The sequence below is a fragment of the Streptomyces sp. NPDC017202 genome, from assembly GCF_044331705.1.
Classification (GTDB): Bacteria; Actinomycetota; Actinomycetes; order Streptomycetales; family Streptomycetaceae; genus Streptomyces.
Genome location: NZ_JBIRNP010000005.1, coordinates 155,397 through 177,677 on the forward strand (window position 1 = coordinate 155,397; position 22,281 = coordinate 177,677).

The 22,281-nt window shown below is 72.0% G+C and carries 20 protein-coding genes and 1 pseudogene; 11 read left to right on the plus strand and 10 right to left on the minus strand.

Annotated features, from left to right (window positions below):
* Window positions 1–61: 61 nt before the first annotated feature.
* The gene (locus ACH4N1_RS13330; RefSeq protein WP_398097113.1) at window positions 62–1,528 is read right to left on the minus strand and encodes a sensor histidine kinase; all 1,467 of its coding nucleotides are present in this window, start codon (window positions 1,526–1,528) and stop codon (window positions 62–64) included.
* Window positions 1,529–2,143: 615 nt separating this feature from the next.
* On the opposite strand from ACH4N1_RS13330, the gene nagB reads away from it, so the two are divergent.
* The gene (gene nagB / locus ACH4N1_RS13335) at window positions 2,144–2,929 is read left to right on the plus strand and encodes a glucosamine-6-phosphate deaminase (protein WP_398096893.1); all 786 of its coding nucleotides are present in this window, start codon (window positions 2,144–2,146) and stop codon (window positions 2,927–2,929) included.
* A gap of 86 nt (window positions 2,930–3,015) precedes the next feature.
* Here nagB and ACH4N1_RS13340 read toward each other — a convergent pair whose 3' ends face one another.
* From ACH4N1_RS13340 to ACH4N1_RS13355, 4 genes are all read right to left on the minus strand, one after another.
* Window positions 3,016–4,509 (minus strand): glycoside hydrolase family 3 protein, encoded by a 1,494-nt coding sequence (locus ACH4N1_RS13340; RefSeq protein WP_398096895.1) that lies wholly within the window; start codon window positions 4,507–4,509, stop codon window positions 3,016–3,018.
* Window positions 4,510–4,516: 7 nt separating this feature from the next.
* A complete protein-coding gene (locus ACH4N1_RS13345; protein WP_398096897.1) occupies window positions 4,517–5,383 on the minus strand; it encodes a carbohydrate ABC transporter permease in 867 nt (288 codons plus the stop codon).
* The gene (locus ACH4N1_RS13350) at window positions 5,380–6,369 is read right to left on the minus strand and encodes a carbohydrate ABC transporter permease (RefSeq protein WP_398096899.1); all 990 of its coding nucleotides are present in this window, start codon (window positions 6,367–6,369) and stop codon (window positions 5,380–5,382) included. The genes ACH4N1_RS13345 and ACH4N1_RS13350 overlap by 4 nt, the downstream gene beginning before the upstream one ends.
* A 322-nt stretch (window positions 6,370–6,691) precedes the next feature.
* Window positions 6,692–7,975: an extracellular solute-binding protein gene (locus tag ACH4N1_RS13355; protein ID WP_398096901.1), complete on the minus strand. Its 1,284-nt coding sequence runs from the start codon at window positions 7,973–7,975 to the stop codon at window positions 6,692–6,694.
* A 422-nt stretch (window positions 7,976–8,397) separates the two neighbouring features.
* Between ACH4N1_RS13355 and ACH4N1_RS13360 the strand changes: the two genes are divergently transcribed.
* From ACH4N1_RS13360 to mctP, 3 genes are all read left to right on the plus strand, one after another.
* Window positions 8,398–9,162, plus strand: coding sequence for a GntR family transcriptional regulator (locus ACH4N1_RS13360; protein WP_398096903.1), 765 nt, complete (start codon window positions 8,398–8,400; stop codon window positions 9,160–9,162).
* 201 nt (window positions 9,163–9,363) lie between these two features.
* On the plus strand, window positions 9,364–9,630 hold the full coding sequence (locus ACH4N1_RS13365) for a DUF3311 domain-containing protein (protein ID WP_398096905.1): 267 nt from the start codon (window positions 9,364–9,366) through the stop codon (window positions 9,628–9,630).
* Entirely contained in the window at window positions 9,627–11,261 is a 1,635-nt protein-coding gene (gene mctP, locus ACH4N1_RS13370) for a monocarboxylate uptake permease MctP (protein WP_398096907.1), read from the plus strand. Before ACH4N1_RS13365 ends, mctP begins: the two co-directional genes overlap by 4 nt.
* A 229-nt stretch (window positions 11,262–11,490) precedes the next feature.
* Here mctP and ACH4N1_RS13375 read toward each other — a convergent pair whose 3' ends face one another.
* Window positions 11,491–11,997, minus strand: a complete 507-nt coding sequence (locus ACH4N1_RS13375) for a winged helix-turn-helix transcriptional regulator (RefSeq protein ID WP_398096909.1) — start codon at window positions 11,995–11,997, stop codon at window positions 11,491–11,493.
* 56 nt (window positions 11,998–12,053) lie between these two features.
* Here ACH4N1_RS13375 and ACH4N1_RS13380 point away from each other — a divergent pair, with 56 nt between their 5' ends.
* The 7 genes and pseudogenes from ACH4N1_RS13380 to ACH4N1_RS13410 form a co-directional block, all read left to right on the plus strand.
* Window positions 12,054–13,649 carry an MFS transporter gene (locus tag ACH4N1_RS13380; protein ID WP_398096911.1) on the plus strand — a complete coding sequence of 532 codons (1,596 nt, stop codon included), beginning with the start codon at window positions 12,054–12,056 and terminating at the stop codon, window positions 13,647–13,649.
* Window positions 13,650–13,944: 295 nt separating this feature from the next.
* Entirely contained in the window at window positions 13,945–15,165 is a 1,221-nt protein-coding gene (locus ACH4N1_RS13385) for a bifunctional class I SAM-dependent methyltransferase/NUDIX hydrolase (protein ID WP_398096913.1), read from the plus strand.
* Window positions 15,166–15,680: 515 nt separating this feature from the next.
* Window positions 15,681–16,121, plus strand: coding sequence for an RrF2 family transcriptional regulator (locus ACH4N1_RS13390; RefSeq protein ID WP_398096915.1), 441 nt, complete (start codon window positions 15,681–15,683; stop codon window positions 16,119–16,121).
* Window positions 16,122–16,216: 95 nt separating this feature from the next.
* Entirely contained in the window at window positions 16,217–17,422 is a 1,206-nt protein-coding gene (locus tag ACH4N1_RS13395) for a globin domain-containing protein (RefSeq protein ID WP_398096917.1), read from the plus strand.
* 54 nt (window positions 17,423–17,476) lie between these two features.
* Window positions 17,477–17,893 (plus strand): hypothetical protein, encoded by a 417-nt coding sequence (locus tag ACH4N1_RS13400; protein WP_398096919.1) that lies wholly within the window; start codon window positions 17,477–17,479, stop codon window positions 17,891–17,893.
* Window positions 17,890–18,387 carry a group III truncated hemoglobin gene (locus ACH4N1_RS13405; RefSeq protein ID WP_398096921.1) on the plus strand — a complete coding sequence of 166 codons (498 nt, stop codon included), beginning with the start codon at window positions 17,890–17,892 and terminating at the stop codon, window positions 18,385–18,387. Before ACH4N1_RS13400 ends, ACH4N1_RS13405 begins: the two co-directional genes overlap by 4 nt.
* A 105-nt stretch (window positions 18,388–18,492) precedes the next feature.
* Window positions 18,493–18,672: pseudogene (locus tag ACH4N1_RS13410) on the plus strand (NAD(P)/FAD-dependent oxidoreductase); the annotation flags it as partial.
* Between the two features lie 98 nt (window positions 18,673–18,770).
* On the opposite strand, the gene ACH4N1_RS13415 reads toward ACH4N1_RS13410, so the two are convergent.
* The 4 genes from ACH4N1_RS13415 to ACH4N1_RS13430 are packed head-to-tail and all read right to left on the minus strand — an operon-like array spanning window position 18,771 to window position 22,271.
* Complete coding sequence (locus ACH4N1_RS13415; RefSeq protein WP_398096923.1) at window positions 18,771–19,607, minus strand: hypothetical protein; 837 nt, start codon at window positions 19,605–19,607, stop codon at window positions 18,771–18,773.
* Window positions 19,608–19,637: 30 nt separating this feature from the next.
* Window positions 19,638–20,516: a TauD/TfdA dioxygenase family protein gene (locus tag ACH4N1_RS13420; RefSeq protein WP_398096925.1), complete on the minus strand. Its 879-nt coding sequence runs from the start codon at window positions 20,514–20,516 to the stop codon at window positions 19,638–19,640.
* A 56-nt stretch (window positions 20,517–20,572) separates the two neighbouring features.
* Complete coding sequence (locus tag ACH4N1_RS13425; protein ID WP_398096927.1) at window positions 20,573–21,268, minus strand: hypothetical protein; 696 nt, start codon at window positions 21,266–21,268, stop codon at window positions 20,573–20,575.
* Window positions 21,213–22,271: a GSCFA domain-containing protein gene (locus tag ACH4N1_RS13430; protein WP_398096929.1), complete on the minus strand. Its 1,059-nt coding sequence runs from the start codon at window positions 22,269–22,271 to the stop codon at window positions 21,213–21,215. Before ACH4N1_RS13430 ends, ACH4N1_RS13425 begins: the two co-directional genes overlap by 56 nt.
* Between the last annotated feature and the right edge of the window lie 10 nt (window positions 22,272–22,281).

A 22,281-nucleotide genomic window follows, 5' to 3' on the forward strand; every position in this document is an offset into this window, starting at 1 on the left:
CGAGCATTCGAGCCCCGGACCCTTGAACGGTCCGGGGCTTCTTGCTGTGCCCGGCCGGGAGTCACTTCTGCGCCCGCACCGGAATGTCCAGGATCACCTGCGTACCGCGCTCCGGCGCCGGAACCATGTCGAAGGATCCCCCCAACTCCCCCTCCACCAGCGTCCGTACGATCTGGAGGCCGAGGTTGCCCGAGGTGTGCGGGTCGAATCCTTCGGGCAGGCCGACGCCGTCGTCCTGGACCGTGACCAGCAGGCGGCCCTCCTTCGTGGTGCCGCCGCGGACCGCCGAGACCTCGACCGTGCCGGTGTCGCCCTCCCGGAAGCCGTGCTCCAGCGCGTTCTGCAGGATCTCGGTGAGCACCATGGACAGCGGGGTGGCGACCTCCGCGTCGAGGATGCCGAAGCGCCCGGTGCGCCGGCCGGTCACCTTGCCCGGCGAGATCTCCGCGACCATCGCCAGGACGCGGTCGGCGATCTCGTCGAACTCCACGCGCTCGTCCAGGTTCTGAGACAGCGTCTCATGGACGATGGCGATCGAGCCGACGCGCCGGACCGCCTCCTCCAGGGCCTCCCTGCCCCGCTCGGACTCGATCCGGCGGGCCTGGAGCCGGAGCAGGGCGGCCACGGTCTGGAGGTTGTTCTTCACCCGGTGGTGGATCTCCCGGATGGTCGCGTCCTTGGTGATCAACTCACGCTCGCGGCGACGCAGTTCGGTGACGTCCCGGCACAGGACCAGCGAGCCGATGCGGGTGCCCTTGGGCTTGAGCGGGATGGCCCGGAACTGGATGACGCCGTCGTGCGCCTCGACCTCGAACTCGCGCGGCGCCCAGCCGCTGGCGACCTTGGCGAGCGCCTCGTCCACCGGGCCCCGGGTGGGGGCGAGTTCGGCGGTGGTCAGGCCGAGGTTGTGGCCGACCAGGTCGGAGGCGAGGCCCATGCGGTGGTAGGCCGAGAGCGCGTTCGGGGAGGCGTACTGGACGACGCCGTCGGCGTCGAGGCGGATCAGGCCGTCGCCGACGCGCGGGGCCGCGTCCATGTCCATCTGCTGGTCGGGGAACGGGAAGGAGCCGGCCGCGATCATCTGCGCCAGGTCGGAGGCGCTCTGGAGGTAGGTCAGCTCCAGGCGGCTCGGGGTGCGCACGGTGAGCAGGTTGGTGTTGCGGGCGATCACGCCGAGCACCCGGCCCTCGCGCCGCACGGGGATGGACTCGACCCGGACGGGGACCTCCTCGCGCCATTCCGGGTCGCCCTCACGCACGATCCGGCCCTCGTCGAGGGCAGCGTCCAGCAGGGGGCGGCGGCCGCGCGGGACGAGGTGGCCGACCATGTCGTCCTGGTAGGAGGTGGGTCCGGTGTTGGGGCGCATCTGGGCGACGGAGACGTAGCGGGTGCCGTCGCGCGTGGGGACCCACAGGACCAGGTCGGCGAAGGACAGGTCGGAGAGCAGCTGCCACTCCGAGACCAGCAGGTGCAGCCACTCGAGGTCGGAGTCGCCGAGTGCGGTGTGCTGGCGTACGAGTTCGTTCATGGAGGGCACGTCTGTGAGCGTACCTGGGGGTATGTCCGGGGCCTAAAAACGCCGACGGCGCACGCCTGGAGACACCCGCGGGCCGCGGCGCCTGAGAGGGACCCTCAGCCCTCCCGGCACCGCAGCCCGGAGCAATGCCGGCCGCGGGGTGTGCGGTCCCGTCGGCCGAGGGTGAGGATCCGGGGCAGTCAGGGCAGAGAGCTCCGGGTCCTCGGTCCGCCTTCCTGTGCGGGGAAGGCGGAAGTCTGCTGTACAGCCCCACCATTGTGGACTAGACCACTTCGACTGTCCATGTGCGGGAGCCTGTGGGTTCGTCAGCCGGGGCGGATGTTCGGACGCCCTGGCATCCATGAGGCAGCCTAGCCTGTGCGGGCCCCTGTGCGGAGCCGGATGACGGGGCGGTTTCCGGACCGCCCGGGGCGCGGCCGGCCTCCACCGCCCCCTCGGCCGTTCCCACCGCCCCGCCCCGCCGTGCCCACCCCCTCCCGGCCACCCCTCCCGCCGCCTCCGGCCCCGCCGCCACCTGGGCGGGGATACCCGATTCTGTTAGATTGGTCTAAACCACATAGGCCCTTCCGGGCCCCGTCGAGCCCCTCTCCAGAACGGCAGGCCAGCGTGGAAGTTGTCATCGTTGCGGACGCCAGGTCGGGCGGCGAACTCGTCGCCGAGGCCATCGCACAGCTGCTGCGGCGCAAGCCCGACGCCCTGCTCGGAGTGGCCACCGGTTCCACCCCGCTGCCCGTCTACCAGGCGTTGACGGCCCGGGTGCGGTCCGGCGGCGTCGACACCTCGCGGGCGCGCGTCGCCCAGCTCGACGAATACGTCGGCCTGCCCGCCGAACACCCCGAGTCCTACCGCTCGGTGCTGCGCCGGGAGGTGCTGGAGCCGCTCGGCATCGGCATGGACGCCTTCCTCGGGCCGGACGGCGCCGCCGAGGACGTACAGGCCGCGTGCGAGGCCTACGACCGGGGGCTGGCCGCGGCCGGCGGGGTCGACCTCCAGCTGCTCGGGATCGGGACCGACGGGCACATCGGGTTCAACGAGCCCTGTTCCTCGCTGGCCTCCCGGACGCGGATCAAGACGCTCACCGAACAGACCCGCGTCGACAACGCGCGGTTCTTCGACGGGGACGTCGAACAGGTCCCGCACCACGTCATCACGCAGGGCATCGGGACCATCCTGGAGGCACGGCACCTGGTGCTGCTCGCCACGGGCGAGGGCAAGGCGGACGCCGTCGCCGCGACCGTCGAGGGGCCGGTGGCGGCCGTCTGTCCCGCCTCGGCGCTCCAGCTGCACCCGCACGCGACCGTCGTCGTCGACGAGGGTGCCGCCTCCAAGCTGAAGCTCGCGGACTACTTCCGTCACACCTACGCCCACAAGCCCGGGTGGCAGGGAATCTGAAACTCCGTCGCCGCAGCGCCCCGCACGACGCCACAGGCGCCGGATCCCCCGAAAGGGATCCGGCGCCTGTTCTGTCGCAGGGGCCGTCATCCGCCCGCGATGACCTCCGCCGCCGCCCGCCCGCAGACCCGGGCCGCGCCGTGGGTGGCGAGGTGGAGGGCGCCGCGGGCCGGGGACTGGGGGACGCCCATCTCGACGACGATCGTGTCGGGGCGGGCGGCGAGGAGGGTGTCCAGGGCCGCCGTCATCCAGGGGTGACGGTGCTCGTCGCGGACCACGGCCACGATCCGCCGCTCCCCGGCCGCGATCAGTGCCGCGTGTCCCGCGTCCTCGCCGGCGAAGCCGCCCGTCTCGGTGCCGGGCAGGAGCCGGGAGAGCTCCGCGGCCATGCCCCAGGGCGTCTCGTCGCCGACGGCGATGTTGGCGACCGGGGTGAGGGCGGCCACGTACGGGGCGTCGGTGAGCGGGGTGAAGGGGCCGGCGGCGGTGCGGCGCAGGGCGCGGCGGGCGGCGACGAGGCCGATGTCGGTGTGCGCGCCGGCCCGGTCGGCGGACGGGGAGGCCGCGGCGGAGGCGGTCCAGCGGGCCAGGGCGCGGACCCGTTCGGCCGCGTCGGCGAGGCGTTCCTCCGGGAGGTCGCCCGTGCGGACCGCGGCGACGAGGGCGTCGCGCAGGCGTCGTACCGTCTCGTCGTCGGCGAGGCCGCCGCCCACGCAGATGGCGTCGGCGCCGGCCGCGACGGCCAGGACGCTGCCGCGCTCGATGCCGTAGGTGCCGGCGATCGCCCGCATCTCCATGCCGTCGGTGACGATCAGGCCGTCATAGCCGAGTTCGCCGCGCAGCAGGTCCGTCAGGATGCGGCGGGACAGGGTGGCCGGGTGGTCCGGGTCCAGGGCCGGGACCAGGATGTGCGCGCTCATCACGGCCCGGCTGCCGGCCGCGATGGCGGCGCGGAACGGGGCCAGTTCGCGCTCGGCCAGCACGGCCGGGTCCACGTCGATGCGGGGCAGGGCGAGGTGGGAGTCGACGGCCGTGTCCCCGTGGCCGGGGAAGTGCTTGGTGCAGGCGGCGACGCCGGCCGCCTGCAGGCCGGTGACGTAGGCCGCGGTGTGCCGGGCGACCAGGGCGGGGTCGGCGCCGAAGGACCGTACGCCGATCACCGGGTTGTCCGGGTTGGAGTTCACGTCGGCCGAGGGGGCCCAGTTGAGGTCGACCCCGCAGGCCGCGAGGCGGCGGCCCAGCTCGAAGGCGACCTGCCTGGTCAGGTCCACGTCGTCCACCGCGCCCAGGGCGTGGTTGCCGGGGAAGCTGGAGCCGGTCCGCACCTCGAGGCGGGTGACGTCGCCGCCCTCCTCGTCGATCGCGACGAGCACGTCGTCGCGTTCGGCACGCAACTGCGAGGTCAGGGCGGCGAGCTGTTCGGGGGAGGCGATGTTGCGGCCGAACAGGCCGACCGCGGCCAGGCCCTCGCCGAGCCGGCGCAGCAGCCAGTCGGGGGCGCTGGTGCCCGCGAAGCCGGGCTGGAGGACCGTCAGGGCGTCGCGCGTCAGAGTGTCGGTGCCGCTGGCGAATGTCGTCATCGGGGCGTTATCCCTTCACGGCGCCCGCGGTGAGACCCGCGGCCATCTTGCGCTGGACGAGGAGGAACAGCACGACGATCGGCACGGCCATCATGGTGGCGCCGGCCATCATCGGGGCGTACTCGGTGCCGTGCTTGGTGGAGAAGTTGCTCAGCCAGACGGTGGCGGTCTGGTTCTTCTGGCTGAGCAGCATCAGGGCGTAGAGGTACTCGTTCCACGCCTGGATGAAGCCGTAGACCGAGGTGGCGACCATGCCGGGGGCGAGCAGCGGGAAGACGACGCGGACGAAGGCGCCGGTGCGGGAGCAGCCGTCGACCATCGCGGCCTCCTCCAGCTCCTTCGGGATGTTGACGATGAAGCCGCGCAGGGTCCACACGGTGAAGGGCAGGATGAAGGTCAGGTAGGTGATGATCAGGCCGGTCAGCCGGTCGTACTGGCCCAGGTCGTTCAGGAGCAGGAAGACCGGGATGATCATGGCGACCAGCGGGACCATCTGGACCGCGAGGATGCCGACGATCACGATCTTGCGGCCGCGGAAGGCGAACCGGGAGATGGCGAGGGCGGCCAGCATGCCGACGACGACGCCGATCGCGACGACCGCGAGCGAGACGAGAAGGCTGCGGGCGACCGGGCCCCAGAAGTCGGCGATGTCCATCGCCCGGCCGAAGTTGGAGAGGGTCAGCGAGGTGGGCAGCAGGCTCGGGTCCGGGTCGATGGCGTCCTTCGCCGGCTTGAACGCGGTGTTGAGCATCCAGTAGACGGGGAAGCCGGCGACGACGAAGACCAGGAGGCCGAGGAGGTTCCAGCCGAGCTTGGACCGGCGGCGGCCCGGGCCGCCGCCGGAGCCGCTCTTCGCGGTGGCGATGGCGCTCATTCGACCTCTCCGATCTTCAGCATCTGGCGCATGTACACGGCGACCACGCCGAGCAGCAGGAGCACGGTGATCAGGGCGATCGCCGAGCCCTGGCCGTAGTCGTTGACGACGAAGGCGCGGTCGTAGGAGTACGTCGTCAGCAGCTGGAACTCGGCCTCGGGATGGCCGTTGCGCATCACGAAGACCTGCGGGAAGACGCCCATGTCCCAGATGACCGACAGGGTCGTGAGCATCACGATGATCGGCTTGAGGATGGGCAGGGTGACGTACCGGAAGACGCCCCAGGCGCCGGCGCCGTCGAGGCGGGCGGCCTCCTCCAGCTCCTTGGGGACCTGGGTGAGACCGGCGCTGAGGGTGATCACGACGAACGGGACGGCTCCCCAGATCACCAGCAGCATGATCACGGCCAGGCCCTGCGGCCCGCTCGCGAACCAGTTGTGGCCGATCAGGTCGACACCGGGCAGCCTGCTCAGGACCGCGTTGAGGATGCCGTAGTCCGCGTCGAACAGCCACTTGAAGACCGTGGTGGCGACGATGATCGGCATGCCCCAGCTGGCCACCAGCGCGATGTTGATGAGCGTCTTCACCCAGCCGGACACCCGCTGGAGCAGCAGCGCGATCAGCATGCCGACGACCATCGTGAAGACGACGCAGCCGGCCGCGAAGACGATCGTGCGCACGACGACCGCCCAGAACTCGCCGTCGCCCAGCACCTTGGTGAAGTTGTCGAACCCGACCGACTCGGCCGGCTGGAAGCCCCACAGCTGGGACTGCCCGAACTTCTGGAAGGAGAGGGTGACCAGGCGGACGAGCGGATAGCCCATCACCAGCAGGAGGACCAGCAGGCAGGGGGCGAGCAGCAGCCAGGGGGTGCCGGCGCCGGCGGAGGTCCCCTTGACGCGGGGCCGCCGTGGCGCGGACGGCGGCGGCGGTGCGGGCCGCGGTGGCGGCACCTTGGCGGGGGTGGTCGTGTCTGCGGCACTCATCGCGCGCTCCTCAGCGGTCCCTCAGGTCGTACGGAGGCCGGGCCCCGTGGGTGTACGGCGGCCAGCCCCCGCAGGTGTACGGCGGCCGGGGCCCCGCGGGTCGGACGGGAGGCGGGGCCCCGCGGGCCGGACGGCGGCGGGGCCCTCGCGGGTCGAAGGCGGGGCAGGGCCCGCGGGCCGGACGGGCTGCGGGGCCCGTGAGCCGGACGGCGGCAAAGCCCCCGCGGGGCCACGGGGGCCGGGCCCCGTCAGGCGTGCGGGGTGGACGCCGCGCAGGTCGTGCGGACGGCGGGGCTCCGCCGCGGCGGAGCCCCGTGGGTCGTCACTTGGTGTTGATGACCTTGTCGATCGCGGCGTCCGCCTCCTTGGCGGCCTCCTCGACGGTCTTCTTGCCGGTGCCGATGCTCTGCAGCATGGTCTGGAGGACCTGGGCCTTCTCGACCTGGCCCCAGCCGGGCGCCATCGGGACGAACCAGTTGGACTCGGCCGCGGTGGCCGGGACGACCGTCTTGGGGTCGTTCTTCAGGGTCGCGAGGTCGGTCTTGTTGTTGGGCAGGTTGCCCTTGGCCATCAGGCCCTTCTGGCCGGCGGGACCGGTGAACGCGTTGATCCACTCGGCGGCCAGTTCCCGCGCGTCCGACTTGACCGGGACGGCGAGGTCGGAGCCGCCCAGGAAGACGGGGAGGTTCTTGCCGGACGGGCCGGGCATCACGAAGTTCTCGAGGTTGCCCTTGAGCTTGCCGCTCTTGTCGTTCTCGGGGGCCTCGGCGGTCCCGCCCTCCCAGGCGGCGCCGAAGATCATGCCGGACTTGCCCTGGCCGTAGACGATGTAGCGGTCCGACTCGTCCTTGGTCTTGTCGCCGTGCATGTACGTGTCGACGACGTTCTTGAACTCGGTGAGGCCCTTGACGGACTCGGGCGAGGAGAGGTTGCCCTTCCACTGGCCGCCCTCCTCCTTCGCGATGGAGCCGCCGGCGTCGTAGACGAAGGACATGGCCGCGTACCAGTCGCGGGTGGGCTGGTACCAGGCGCTGAACTTGTCGCCCTCCTTCTTCTGGACCTTGTCCAGGGCGGCGGTCAGCTCCGCGTAGGTCTTCGGGGCCGCCTTGACGCCGGCGGCGGCGAAGAGGTCCTTGCGCCAGTTGCCGACGCGGCCGCCCGCGTAGTACGGCACGCCGTAGGTCTTGTCCTCGTACGTCACCGAGGCCTTGAGGCCGTCCAGCCAGGCGGAGGAGTTGTCGAACGCGGCGGCGTCCAGGGGGGCGAAGGCGCCCTTGACCATGTAGCCGAGCATCTCGGTGTTGCCCATCTCGACCACGTCGGGGGCCTTGTCGGTGGCGAGCACCGCGTCGAGCTTGGCGTTCTTGTCGGGCCAGCCGTAGTACTCGTGGGTGATCTTGACGCCGGGGTGCTTCTTCTGCACCGCCGCGTCCGCGGCCTTCACCAGGTCGGGCCAGTTGTTCTGCGCGTCGACGGTCAGCCAGACCGTCAGCTCCTTGGCGTCGGCGCCCTTGTCCGAGCCCCCGCTGTCCTTGTCGTCCCCGCACGCCGCGATGGAGACCATCATGCCCGCGATACCGATCGCGGCTATCAGCTTGCGCTTCACGCCAACCCTCCTCAGGGATGCCACAAACCCCCCTGCCTCCCCGCCGCGGTCGAGCGTCAACGCGTACCGTCCGTGGGGCCAGGACCTGGACCAATGGTGTAGACCAGTACCGGGAGCTTGGCTCAGACCAATAGGGCTGTCAAGGGTGTTCGACCGGGGTCGAGTCGTCCGTTACGGGACCGCGATATGCAGGGACTTTTCAATTCGGGGGCGGCCGATCGGCCCTCTCCGGCGGAGCGAACCAGCCGGGCGCGAGGGCGCGCTGGACTAGACCAACGAAGGCCTCGGAGGTATACAGAGGGGATCACGGAGCGCGCGAGGTCACCGCACTGGATACCCCGCCCACGAACCCGTGCCACGATGTGAGCCGCGGCCGACGTCAGCGTCGGCCGGTTCGGCACCCGGAGCCGGGAAGGCAGGCCATGAGCACCGACGTCAGCAGTGCGGAGAACGAGGGTGGGGCGACCGTCCGTACCGCGCGCGTGCCCAAGTACTACCGCCTGAAGAAGCACCTCCTCGACATGACCGAGACGCAGTCGCCCGGCACCCCGGTGCCGCCCGAGCGCACGCTGGCGGCCGAGTTCGACACCTCGCGCACCACCGTGCGCCAGGCGCTCCAGGAACTGGTCGTCGAGGGCCGGCTGGAGCGCATCCAGGGCAAGGGCACCTTCGTCGCCAAGCCGAAGGTCTCCCAGGCGCTCCAACTCACCTCGTACACCGAGGACATGCGCGCCCAGGGCCTCGAACCCACCTCGCAGCTGCTGGAGATCGGCTACATCACGGCCGACGACCGCCTCGCCGGGCTGCTCGACATCACCGCGGGCGGCCGCGTGCTGCGCATCGAACGGCTGCGCATGGCCAACGGCGAGCCGATGGCCATCGAGACCACCCACCTGTCGGCCAAGCGCTTCCCGGCCCTGCGCAGGTCGCTGGTGAAGTACACGTCCCTCTACACCGCGCTCGCCGAGGTCTACGACGTCCACCTGGCCGAGGCCGAGGAGACCATCGAGACCTCGCTGGCCACCCCGCGCGAGGCGGGCCTGCTCGGCACGGACGTCGGCCTGCCGATGCTGATGCTGTCCCGCCACTCCGTGGACAAGCAGGGCCAACCGGTGGAGTGGGTGCGGTCGGTGTACCGGGGGGACCGGTACAAGTTCGTCGCACGGCTCAAGCGGCCGGTGGACTAGGGCCTCTCGTTCGGATCATGCCGGGCTCGCAGGCCCTGGCACCGCACCTCGCCGCCCTGATGCCAACGAAAGACCCTAGGGCCGTCGAGTCATCCGGCGGAGCGACGGGACCGATATCCGGACGAGGTCTTCCGCTTCCCTTTATCCGTCACCTACATTTCGTGCGCGTTGCACGTGATCTCTAGGGGACGGAGCCGCCCGATGTCAGAAGCCCCAGAAGTGACCACAGGGCCGGTGGTGACGCCGTTGCGCGTCGTCATCGGCCTGTGTCTGTTCGCGCCCTTCGTGGCGATGCTGTGGGTCGGTTCGTACGCGAAGACCGACCCCGCGTTCATCGGCATCCCCTTCTTCTACTGGTACCAGATGCTGTGGGTGCTGCTCTCCACCGCGCTCACGGTCACCGCCTACAAGCTGTGGCAGCTCGACCAGCGCGGCCGCGCGCACCGGGGCGGGGGTGCGGCGAAGTGAAGGACGGCGTGAACGGCGTCGCACTCGCCGTCTTCATCTTCTTCTTCCTGGCCGTCACGGTCATGGGCTTCCTGGCCGCGCGCTGGCGCAGGGCCGCCGACGAGCACAGCCTCGACGAATGGGGCCTGGGCGGCCGGTCGTTCGGCACCTGGGTCACCTGGTTCCTGCTCGGCGGCGACCTGTACACGGCCTACACGTTCGTGGCGGTGCCGGCGGCGATCTACGCGGCCGGCGCGGCGGGCTTCTTCGCGGTGCCGTACACGATCCTCGTCTACCCGCTGATCTTCACGTTCCTGCCGCGCCTGTGGTCGGTGTCGCACCGGCACGGGTACGTGACGACCTCGGACTTCGTGCGCGGCCGGTTCGGCTCCAAGGGGCTGTCCCTCGCCGTGGCCGTCACCGGCATCCTGGCCACCATGCCGTACATCGCGCTCCAGCTCGTCGGCATCCAGGCCGTGCTCGACGTGATGGGCGTCGGCGGCGGCGAGAACACCAACTGGTTCGTCAAGGACCTGCCGCTGCTGATCGCCTTCGGCGTGCTCGCGGCGTACACCTACTCGTCGGGGCTGCGGGCGCCCGCGCTGATCGCGTTCGTGAAGGACACGCTGATCTACATCGTCATCGCGGTGGCGATCATCTACATCCCCATCAAGCTCGGCGGGTTCGACGACATCTTCGCCAAGGCGGGCGACGCCTTCGCGCAGACCAACCCGGCGACCGGCAAGCCGCGCGGTGCGCTCGCCCCGGCCGAGGCGGGCCAGTGGACGTACGCCACGCTGGCTCTGGGCTCCGCACTGGCACTGTTCATGTACCCGCACTCGATCACCGCGACGCTGTCCTCGCGCAGCCGTGAGGTGATCCGCCGCAACACCACGATCCTGCCGCTGTACTCCCTCATGCTCGGCCTGCTCGCCCTGCTGGGCTTCATGGCGATCGCCGCCGGAGTGAAGGTCACCAACGGCCAGTTGGCGATCCCGCAGCTCTTCGAGGACATGTTCCCGGCGTGGTTCGCCGGTGTGGCCTTCGCGGCGATCGGCATCGGCGCGCTGGTGCCGGCCGCCATCATGTCCATCGCGGCCGCGAACCTCTTCACCCGCAACATCTACAAGGACTTCATCAAGCCGGACGCCACGCCCAAGGAGGAGACCCGTGTCTCCAAGCTGGTCTCGCTGCTGGTGAAGGTGGGCGCGCTGGTCTTCGTCCTCACCATGGACAAGACGGTCGCCATCAACTTCCAGCTGCTGGGCGGCATCTGGATCCTCCAGACCTTCCCGGCCCTGGTGGGCGGCCTGTTCACCCGCTGGTTCCACCGCTGGGCCCTGCTGGCCGGCTGGGCCGTCGGCATGGTCTACGGCACGCTCGCGGCGTACGGCGTCGCCTCCCCGACGCAGGAGCACTTCGGCGGCTCGTCGAAGGAGATCCCCGGCATCGGCGAGATCGGCTACATCGGTCTGACGGCGTTCGTGCTGAACGTGGTGGTGACGGTGGTGCTGACCTTCGTCCTGAAGGCGCTCAAGGCCCCGGAGGGCGTCGACGAGACGTCCCCGTCGGACTACACGGCGGACGCAGGCGACCCGGGCGTCCAGGTGGAGCTGCCGCCGGCGACGGCGGGGGCGGGAGCGGGGCACTAGGGCCTGTCCGGCGGGTCAAGTCGGAGGAAACCGGCGGCGCCTTGCAGCCGAGGTGAGCGGGGGCTGGTGCGTGCGGCTGCAAGGCGGAGGAGGGCGTCGACGCGGTGGGGGCACCTCCCGGCCGAAGGCCGGGGGACGTCGGCAACCGACGACAACGCCGCTGGGGGCACCCCCTCCGGGGGAGGGCGTGCCAGACCCCGCGTCTCCGGCATGATCCGCCGGACAGGCCCTAACGGGGGGCGAGGCGCGCCTCGGTCTCCCCGATGGGCACGTCATGTCCGGCCTCACATCGCACCGCGGGCACGAGCGGGGCGCCGCAGCCGGCGTGCGCGAGTTCGACCCCGCCGTGCACGCCTTCCTCTGTGGTCCGCCCCCATCGCATCAGTGAGACGAACAGCGGAAACAGGGCCCGGCCCCGGTCGGTCAGCACGTACTCGTAGCGGGTGCGTGCGCCAGGTTCGCGATAAGGGCTTCGCTCCATGAGCCCGTCGGCCACCAGCTGGCGCAGCCGCTTGGCGGCCACTGTCTCGGCGAGGCCGGTGCGCCGCACCAGGTCGTCGAAGCGGCGTCCGCCGTAGAACGCCTCCCTGACCAGCATCATCGCGGAGCGGGTGCCGATCACCTCCAGAGAGCGCTCCATGGCGCACCAGCCGGCCACCGTGAAGGCGTCCCGGTCGGCGAACTCGCCCGTGCGCGTGAACACCGTGTCTTCGCCCTGCAGGTCAACGCGTTCCATGACTCCATTCTAGTCTGACTAGTTTTTCCAGCAGTCAGAGTGCTACTTTCCTGGCTATGCCAAACAGCAGTCAGCCGTCCTCGGCGGGTGTCGCGCGCCCGCCCGTCCGGGCCACCCCGGCGCCCGTCGCGTCTTCCGCCGAACACAGCGGCATACCCGCCCGTCCCTGGCGGGGCGTGCTCACCGTGTGCCTCGGCGTGATGATGGCGTTCGTCAACGTCTCGTCCACGATCGGCGCGCTCGGCGCCATCCAGCAGGACCTGCACCCCTCGGCGAGCACGCTGGTCTGGGTGACCAGCGCCTACTCCCTGGCCGTCGCCGGCCTGGTGATGTCCGCCGGCACACTCGCCGACCTGATCGGCCGCCGCACGGTCTTCCTCGGCGGAGCAGTGGTCTTCACCGTCGGCAGCATCCTCGCCTTCGTCGCCGACAGCACCGGGCCGCTGATCACCGCGCAGGCGGTCATGGGCCTGGGCGGCGCGGCCGTCCTGCCCGCCAGCCTGTCGATCGTCAGCCACTCCTTCACCGACCCGCACGAGCGGACCAAAGCGATCGGCGCCTGGGCCGGCTGCTCCGGTCTCGGCCTCGCCGTCGGCCCGCTCGGCGCCGGCCTGCTCCTGGGCCACTTCACGTGGCATGCGGTGTACCTGATCAACGTCGTCATCGGCGCGCTCACCGTGATCCTCACGCCGTTCCTGGTGACCGAGTCCAAGCACCCGACCCGCCGGCTGGACCTCCCCGGAGTCGTCCTGGGCACCGTCGCGACCGCCTCGGCGACCTACGCGATCATCGAGGGCGGCTCCTCCGGCTACACCTCCGGCCGCATCATCGTCATATACGTCGTCTTCGCCGTCTCCCTCGTGCTGTTCCTGACCGCCGAGGCGCGCCACCACGACCCCATGCTGGACCTGCGCCTGTTCCGCAACCCCTCGTACACGGCGGTGATGGGCGTCGCCGCGGCCTCCATGTTCGGTTTCGTCGGCATCTCGTTGCTCGCCGTCCTGTACATGGAACGCGTCCAGCAGCTGTCCGCACTGGCCACCGGCGTCCGCCTGCTGGCCATGTTCGCCACCTACATCGTGGTCAGCGCGCTCGCCGGACGCCTCGTCCACAAGGTCGGCTTCACCCTCATGCTGACCGCGGGCCTCGTCGTCCTGGGCGCCGGAGCCCTCGCCCTGCTGGCCGTCGGTCCCTTCACCGGTTACAGCGCCCTGTGGCCCGGCCTGCTGATCGCGGGAATCGGATCCGCGCTGTTGACCGCGCCCTCGACCGCCGCCGCGGTCAACAGCGTTCCGCGACTGCAGGCCGGCATGGCCAGCGCCACGGTCAACATGTTCCGTCAGATCGGCTCCGTCCTCGGCCCCAGCATCCTCGGCACCATCGTCACCACCCGCTTCCCCCGCTACCTCGAAGACCGGCTGGTCTCCGCAGGCGTGCCGGCCCCGGACGCCGCCCGCATCACCGCCGGCGCCGTCCACGGCGACGGCACGGACGAACTGCCCGCCCAGCTCGTCCACACCGTCACCGACTCCGCCGCCCGCGCCTTCACCGACGCCGTCCACCTCGGACTGCTCATCGCAGGCATCACCCTGCTCGTCATCGCGGTACCCACCGCGGTCTTCGTACGGCACCGCAACACGGCAACCCCCTGACGCGGCCAAGGCGCGCTGAGCAACGACACCGGGCTCGCGGCAAGCCCGCCCGGCAGGTGTGATCAGTCCACGCCCGCCGGCTGCGGTGTCCGACCACGCGCACACGCCGGCCCGAGCAGTGCCGGGGGGGGCCGACCCGGCTCGTCGGTGACCGCCAGGTCCTCGGGCGGGGTAGAGAGCAGAAGGAGATCGGCGCTCGGCAGCAGGCAGGAGAGCGAAACGGCGCCCGGCGGCGAGCGGGACGACGTGACGAGGCGGCTCGGCGACGAGCCCGAGGACCCGAGGAGGGGACGCGATGACGGCACCCGACGCACCCGGTACGGCCGAGGCCGAGCAGGTCAACGCCGCGATGTGGCACGCCTACGGAGCGCACCACCTCGACCGGGCCACGCCCCTGCCCGAGGTGGACGAGATCGCCTGGGGCCCGGCGGGAACAGGGCCGGGGGACGCTGTCCTCGGCGACCTGAGGGGCCTGCGGGTGCTCGACCTGGGCTGCGGCCCGGGCCGGCACGCCGCCCACCTCGCCCGTACCCGTCACGCCGTCGTGGACGCCGTCGACCTCTCCCCGACTCAGATCGACCGCGCACGGGCGCGTTACGGCGACCTGCCGGGCCTGCGGTTGATCCAGGCCGACGCCGTCGGGCATCTGCGCGCTTCGGCGCCGTACGACGTGATCTGCTCCCTGTCCGCCGTCCACTTCATCGACCCGCACCGGCTGCTGCCCGCCCTGGCGGCGGCCCTGCGGCCGGGCGGACGGCTGTACTTCACCGTGCTGCACACCAACTCGTCCGGGAACGGCCCTTCTTCGCAGGTGGAGCCCCGCCCGGAGATCCTGCGCCTGGCCGGCGGCGGCGAACTGACCGGGCACATGTGGGTGCTCACCCCACAACTGTGGACGGACCTGCTCGCGCGGCACGGGCTGCGCACCGAGGAGGTCACCGTGCTGGACGCGCCCGAGGAGGAAAACCAGGCCTCCTACCGGCTGTTCCAGGTCCGCAGGCCGGCCCGGATCACCTCCCGTCCCCGTACGGCCCGGCCGCCCGTCGCGCACGCGGCGGCCGGGGTCGGCGCGGTGCTGGTGGGAGAGCGCGGTCTGCTGCTCGGCCGCCACCAGCGGGGGACCGTCGAGCTGCCCGGCGGCACGGTGGAGCCGGGCGAGTCGCTTCAGGAGACGGTCGTGCGCGAACTGGCCGAGGAGACCGGCCTGCACGCGGACCCGGCCGACGTGCGCCTGCTGGGCATGCTCCTGGACCAGGTCGGCGGCGTCGTCCGCATCACGTTCGGCGCGCTCGTCACGCGGTGGCGCGGCGAGCCCGCCGACCAGCCGGGCGAGCGGGTCGGCGACTGGGGGTGGTGGCCGCTGGACGCGCTGCCGCCGGGACTCTTCGAGTGCAGCGCCCAGATCCTCACCGCCTGGCGCCCCGACCTGCCCATCGACCATCCACCCGCCCACTTCACCCCCTTCGCGAAGCCGCACGACGCCGGTCAGGGCATTACCGGTCCGGCCGGGGCGTAGTCGCCCGGGACGCAGCCGTCGGCGAGCGCCTTCTGCGTCCGGTGGCAGCTCGGCGGCAAGAAATCGGGAGCGCCGTCGAGAAGACGAGTCCGGACGGCGACAAAACCTCAACGGGCGGGCGGCGAAGGGAAACCCCGTCCCCGGACCCACCGCTGAAGTCGTCGCGCGCGCGGACCGCCGCACTCGGCCGCACACTCGGCAACGGGTCGGCCCGGCGTCCGCCGCGGGACATCCTGGACGCGCGCCGTCAGCGAGAAGGGGTCGGATCACACCGCTGCCGACAGGCCCCGGTGCGGGCGGCGGACCTCGTGGGCGACCGGCTCGGCTCCCCCCTGCGGCAGCCGGTGCGCCTCACCGTACGGACCGGACAGGAAGCGCTCCTATGACACCTTCGCCGACACCTCCGCCCGCGGACGCCCGCGGACGCCCGGGGAGGGGCAGGAGGGGGCCGAGGAGAGACGCACACCACACACCGTAAATATGAATCCAGAAAGCAAGTTAGCTACGATGCGGTTGTGCGACTGACCAAGTACACGGATCTGGCCCTGAGGGCGGTGATGCGCCTCGCCGTCGTCGGCGACGGCGAACTGCTGACCACCCGGGAGATCGCCGAGACCATGCGGGTGCCGTACACCCACACGGCGAAGGCGATCGCGCACCTGCAGCACCTCGGGGTGGTCGAGGCCCGCCGGGGACGCAACGGCGGCCTGACCCTGACCGGGACGGGCCGGCACACGGGTGTGGGACGCCTGGTACGGGCCCTGGAGGGGGACCGCGAGGCGGTCGCCTGCGAGGGTGACGTCCCCTGTCCGCTGGCCGGGGGATGCCGGCTGCGGCGGGCCCTGCGCGACGCGCAGGAGGCCTTCTACACCTCGCTGGACCAGCTCGTCGTGAACGATCTCGTCACCTCCCCCACCGGGCCCGTCCTCCTGTCCCTCGGTGGCCCGCGCGACTGAAAACCGTGTCACACCGCCTGGCCGTGTTTCACACCGTCGGCCCCGGTCGACTCCTCCCTTTAATTGGCATCTAAGATGTGAGATAGGAGCTTCTCATGCTCTCCGCGCAGTCGACCCCGATCGTCCGGGCCACCCTCCCGGCCGTGGGCGCTCATCTGACCACCATCACCGAGCTGTTCTACCGCCGCATGTTCGAGGAGCGCCCGGAACTGCTGCGGAGCCTGTTCAACCGCGCCAACCAGGCCAGCGGCGCCCAGCGCGAGGCCCTCGCCGGCGCCGTCGCGGCCTTCGCCACCGTCCTGGTGGAACACCCCGGTGAGCGCCCGGACGCGATCCTCGGCCGCATCGCCCACAAGCACGCGTCGCTGGGCATCACTTCCGACCAGTACACGCTCGTCGGCCGCCACCTCCTCGGCGCCGTCGCCGAGGTGCTCGGCGACGCCGTCACCCCCGAGGTGGCCGCCGCCTGGGACGAGGTCTACTGGCTGATGGCCAACGCCCTCATCGCGATGGAGGCGCGGCTGTACGCCGAGGCGCAGGTCGACGACGGCGACGTCTGGCAGGAGATGGAGATCGCCGAACGCACTGAGGAGTCCGCCGACTCCGCCTCCTTCGTCCTGCGGCGCCCGGACAGCCTGCCCACCAGGCCCTTCCTGCCCGGGCAGTACGTCAGCGTCCAGGTGGAACTCCCCGACGGCGCACGGCAGATACGCCAGTACAGCCTCTCCACCGCTCCCGACCGCAAGACCTGGCGCATCACCGTCAAGCGGGAGCGCGCCGCCGACGGTTCGGCGCCCGACGGCGAGGTCTCCACCTGGCTCCACACCCACGCCCGGGTCGGCGACGTCCTGAGGGTCTCCCTCCCCTTCGGCGACCTGGTCCTCCCCGACGGCGACGGCCCGATCGTGCTCGCCTCCGCCGGCATCGGCATCACTCCCATGATCTCGATGCTCGACCACCTGGCCCGCGCCTCCTCCTCCCGCCGGGTGACCGTCGTCCACGCGGACCGCTCGCCCGCCCACCACGCCCACCGGGCCGAGCACGGCGAACTCGCCTCCCGCATTCCCGGCGCCTCGCTGCACCTGTGGTACGAGACCGGGGCCGGAGAGTCTGCCCTCCCCCACGTCCGTGACGGCCGGGCCGACCTCAGCGGCCTCACCCTGTCCGAGGACGCCACCGCCTACCTCTGCGGCCCCCTGCCCTTCATGCGGGCCGTCCGGGGTGACCTCCTCGGCAAGGGCCTGCACCCCGCCAACATCCACTACGAGGTCTTCGGCCCCGACCTCTGGCTCAGCAAGTAGGCACCGTCGCACGGGCGGGCAGCGGCCGCGCTGCCCGCCCGGAGAGGAACCCGCATGAACACCGCTCTCGTGGCGGCCGGCCTGTGCTGCGTCTGGATCGGCGCCGTGGGTGCCGTCTCGTTCCTCGAGACACCCCTGAAGTTCCGCGCCCCGGGGGTCACCCTGCCGCTCGGACTGTCCGTGGGACGCCTGGTCTTCCGGGCACTCACCCGTCTGGAGGCGGTCCTGCTGGTGTGCGCCACGGCCGCGGCGGCGGCGCACGGTGCCGCGGTGCTCGTCCTGTTGCCCGCAGCCGTCGTCCTCGCCGCGCAGATGCTGGTGCTCCGTCCGTGGTTGGACGTGCGCGCCCTGCAGATCATCGCCGGCCGGACGCCTCCTCCCTCCCGCCTGCACGTGCTGTACGTCGTCGGCGAAGTGCTCAAGCTCGCGGCGCTCACCGGCGCCGCGATCGTCTTCGGAGGACGGTCATGACCGATGCCGAACAGCCGTACCCCGGCCCGGCACCCGCACCCGCACCCGCACCCGCACCCGCACCCGACGACATCCGCACCCGCGAGGACATCGGTTCCCTGGTGCACGCCTTCTACGGCCAGGTGGTTGCCGACCCCCTCATCGGCCCGCTCTTCACCCGAGCGGTGAGCATCGACTGGCCCGGTCACCTCCGGATCATGACCGACTTCTGGGAAAGTTCCCTGCTCTCCCCCGGTGTGTACCGCGGGAACGCCCTGCGGCCGCACCGGTCCCTGCACGCGAACGCCCCGTTGCGCCAGGAGCACTTCGATCGCTGGCTGCTGCTGTGGACCGCGACCGTGGGGCGGATGTACGCCGGCCCCGTCGCCGACCGCGCCGTGGCCAAGGCACACGCCGTGGCGCAGGCCCTGGCACACAACACCATCGGCACCCCGCACACCGAAGCGGCTCCCGGCCCGGTCGCCGTGACGATCGACGCGCGCCCGCGACGCTGACCCGCCGAACTCCGCCTCCGGCGTGCGGCACGTGGTGCGGACCGCCCGGGGTCCGGGTGTCACAGAACGCGGATCCCGTCTGTCTGTCTTGTGGGCACGAGAGAAGAGGAGGCCGTCGCGATCCGCGACTACCTGCTGACCTCTTTCGACCGGGCGGCCGCGCTGCCGCGCGGTCCCGAGCGCCGCAGGCTTCTGACGGTCACCTTCGTGGGCGGTGGATTCTCCGGTGTGGAAGGCTTCGGAGAACTGCTGTCCCTGGCCACCGCGCTGCTGAAGCAGGATCCGGCCGCCACGAGCGCGCGGTGAGCCGGGGCCGTCGCCGTACGGCCGGGGTGCGGGCGGGCCAGCCGGCGGCCCGTGCACCGCGGGCGACGGCCCGGCGCTCACGCCCTCTCCGCGCGGGTCCCGTGACCTGTACGACCGGGACCGGGACCGGGACCGGGTTCCGTAGGGTGTCGCGGTCGCGCGGCCCGCAGGGCGCGGAGCAGTCCCTCCGCCAGGTGCGCGGACGCGGACGCCTCTCCCCGCGCCGCCCCCGTCACAGCCGTCACAGCCGTCACTCGAAGGGCGGCCCGCACCTGGGCGCCGGGAAACGTGTCCGCGTACGCCTCGGGGCTGTCCGCGGCGAACGCCCGTGCCACGGCGTCCGCGAGCACTGCCGCATGGGCCTCGGCGCAGGCCCGCGCGTTGGCGTCGCTGCTCAGCCGCGCGTAGGTGTGGCCGTACTCCTCGGCCTCGGCCGGGGGGAAGCCGTTCGCCAGCGCGTAGTCGCGGGCACCCCTGTGGGCCTCGGCATGGGCGCCTGTCCGGTCGTAGGCGGCGTCGTACAGGAGCAGCAGCGCCGGGTGCAGTGCCGCTCTCCACTCTCCGTCGCCGGCCGTTCCGTCGTTCGCCGCCGCCCGGTGCAGGTCGCGCAGGGCGGCGAACACGGCGTCGTCCCCGGCGCGTGCCGCGGCCAGGAGCGGGAGCACCGTGTCGGCGTGCCAGAGGTGCACGGCGCCCAGGCCGGGCCCGGGTGCCGCGGCGAGGAGCGCGCGCAGCCGGGCCGCCCACTCGTCGCCGGCGGCCGGGGGCAGGTGCTCGTGCAGGACGGTGGCCACCTGCCACAGCCAGGACGGAACCGCGGCCCCGTCCTCGTCGGGGGCACCGGCGGCCGGGGCGCGCAGCGCGGTGAGGAACGCCTCGAGACCTGCGGCCGGGGTTCCCGTGGTGGGGGTCATGGGGCGTCTCCTCTTCGGCCGGATGCCCGTTCAGGCCTGGAGGCGGGTGCCGTTGACCGCCACGCGGCGGCCCTCGCGGGTGTGCGGGAAGTAGTCCCACACGGCGTGGTGCTGGACGCTGCGGTTGTCCCACAGCACCAGGGTCCGCTCCTGCCAGCGCACCCGGCAGTGCAGCAGCGGGGTGCCGGCCGTGTGGGCGTACAGCAGCCCGAGCAGGGCGTCGCTCTCGGCGCGGGAGAGCTGGGTGATGTGCGAGGTGTAGGGCGCGTTGACGAACAGCAGTCTGCGGCCGTTCTCCGGGTGCCGTACGACGACGGGGTGCTCGGTGCGCGGCACGTCGTACTCGGGCGGCGGGGTCTGCCCGGCGGCGGTCCAGGGCAGGGCCCCGTCGTGGAGGGCGGTCAGGCCGTCGAGGAAGTCGCGCATGGCGGGCGAGAGCAGTTCGTAGGCGAGGTGCATGTTGGCGAACAGGGTGTCGCCGCCGCTGCCGCCCGCGGGCACGGTGGTGAGGTACAGCGCCGAGCCGAGGGACGGTGCGGCGTCGGCGGTGCCGTCGGCGTGCCAGCCGTTGCCGGCGACGGCCTTCGACTCCTTGGTCGCCTTGATCTCCAGGATGTGGGGGTCGGATCCCTCGGGTGCGAGGGCGACGGGGTGCAGTTCGCCGAAGACGCCTGCGAACCGCTTGTGCTGCTCCGGGGTGATGTCCTGGTCGCGGAAGACCAGGACGTGGTGGGTGTGGAAGGCGTGCTTGAGTTCCTTCTCCTGCCGGGGTGTCAGCTCCCGGGACAGGTCGAGGCCGGTGACCTCGGCGCCCAGCACCGGGGTGATCGGGGTGACGGAGAGGGTGTCGTAGGGCTCGGCGGGGCGGGTGGAGAGCCGTTCGACGGCCTTCAGTGCGTAGTCCTCCATGAGGAGCCTCCGTGGCTGTGGGTGGGTCGGGCGGGGGGTGAGGGACGGGCCGGTGGTCACAGGCCCCGGTCGAGGAGTTCGGCGACGACGAGGCGGCCGAAGGCGTCGTTGCCGTGGATCGTGTCGTCCTGCCGGCAGAAGACGGGGCGCTGGCGGCCGTAATCGTCGGTGACGCGGGGGCGCAGGTCCACGGTCTCGACGCCGCGCGCCGCGAGTTCGGCGGCGATGACGTCCTGCGCGGCGAAGAAGACGCGGGGGTCGGACATCTCGGGGACGCGCTGGGGCGGCAGCGGGGCGAGGACCCGCAGCCCCAGCGCGGCGGTGTGCTCGTAGAAGGCCAGCGCGCCCCGGACGGTCGCCGTGACCAGGCCGGCGAAGAGCCGGCTGTGCAGGAACCGGTCCGGGACGTCGCCGTGCCGGTCGCGGTGGACGTCCCAGTTCTGCCGGGTGGCGACGGTGTGGGCGCTCAGCCCGAAGGTGCACACCAGGGGCACCGTCAGCTCGGCGAGCGTGGGCGCGCCGAGCGTGTCGAGGAACTCCCGGTACAGCTGCTGGGCGCCGTCCGCGCGGAAGGCGATCCCGGTGCCGTCGGTGTCGCAGAACGGGCCGAGGAAGTCGCGTCCGGATCCCACGGGGCCGCCCGCGAACGGCAGGCCGGCGGCCCGGGCCGCGCGCCCGATGCAGTCCGCGTGGGAGTCACCCAGCAGGAGGAACCGGGCGCGGGTTGTAGTAGTCGAGGACGGCGTCGTCACACCAGTGGTCCTCTCCGCCGGTGACAGGGGTGGTCGGGTGCGCGGGGTCGGGCCGGCCCCGGAGGGCCGTGAAGAAGTGACGCATCACGAAGCTCACCCCGCGGGGGGTGACGGCGCGCAGGTTGGGCTCGTAGAAGGCCGCCCGGTAGGGGAAGCCGGTGACGATCTCGTACGACGGGAAGTAGTCGACGCGGTCGTCCTCGTCCGCGAGTTGGCCGGCGGCTGCGCGCAGTACGGACTTGGAGTGCGTGGTGGCCACCAGGGCGTGGCGGCCGGTCGCGGTGGCCGTGAGCGGCACCGGGGAGACGGTCAGGACGGTGCGCAGGCGGGGGTTGACCCGGTGGGCCAGGTCCAGCGTGCGCGTCAGGTCCCGGTGCACGCGCGCCACCGTGTGCTGGTGCAGGACGTGCCGGGCGGGGTCGAAGGTGCCGCGCACGGTGCCGGGGCACATCGGCAGCACCGTGTCCGTCGCCTCGTCGTGCCAGGCCTCGGTCAGCCCGAGGGTGAAGACGAGGACGTCGGCCCGGGTCAGGGCGGTGCGGACGGCGGCGAGGGTGACCTCGCGCGAGCGCAGCAGTTCGTCGGGGGAGGCGAAGCCGTCCGGTTCGACGGCGGGCCGGTAGGGGTCGTGGAAGGTCCCGTCGTGCTCCCAGACCTCTTCGGGAGGTCTCTCCTCGCCGAGCGCCCAGGCCACCCACTGGCGCAGCGCGGCTGCGGAGTAGATGTTGCCCGTGCGGAAGGAGAAACGGCGGTAGCCGCGTGCCGACTGCTCCGCACGGGTCAGGCCCGGCGGCGGGGGCTCGGCGTCGTACCAGTGCATGCCCTGCTCCAGCAGGGCGCGTCCGATGTGTGCGGCGAAGCAGGAGCCGGCGGTGACGACGGGGTCGTCCTGGCCGACGGCGAACTTCGGCGTCCACAGGTCGGTGATGTCCAGCGGGTCGGGTTCGGCGACGGCGGTGCGCCAGAAGGACCGCGCGGGCAGGCGGGTGTACGGGTGCTGCACGGTGTCCTCC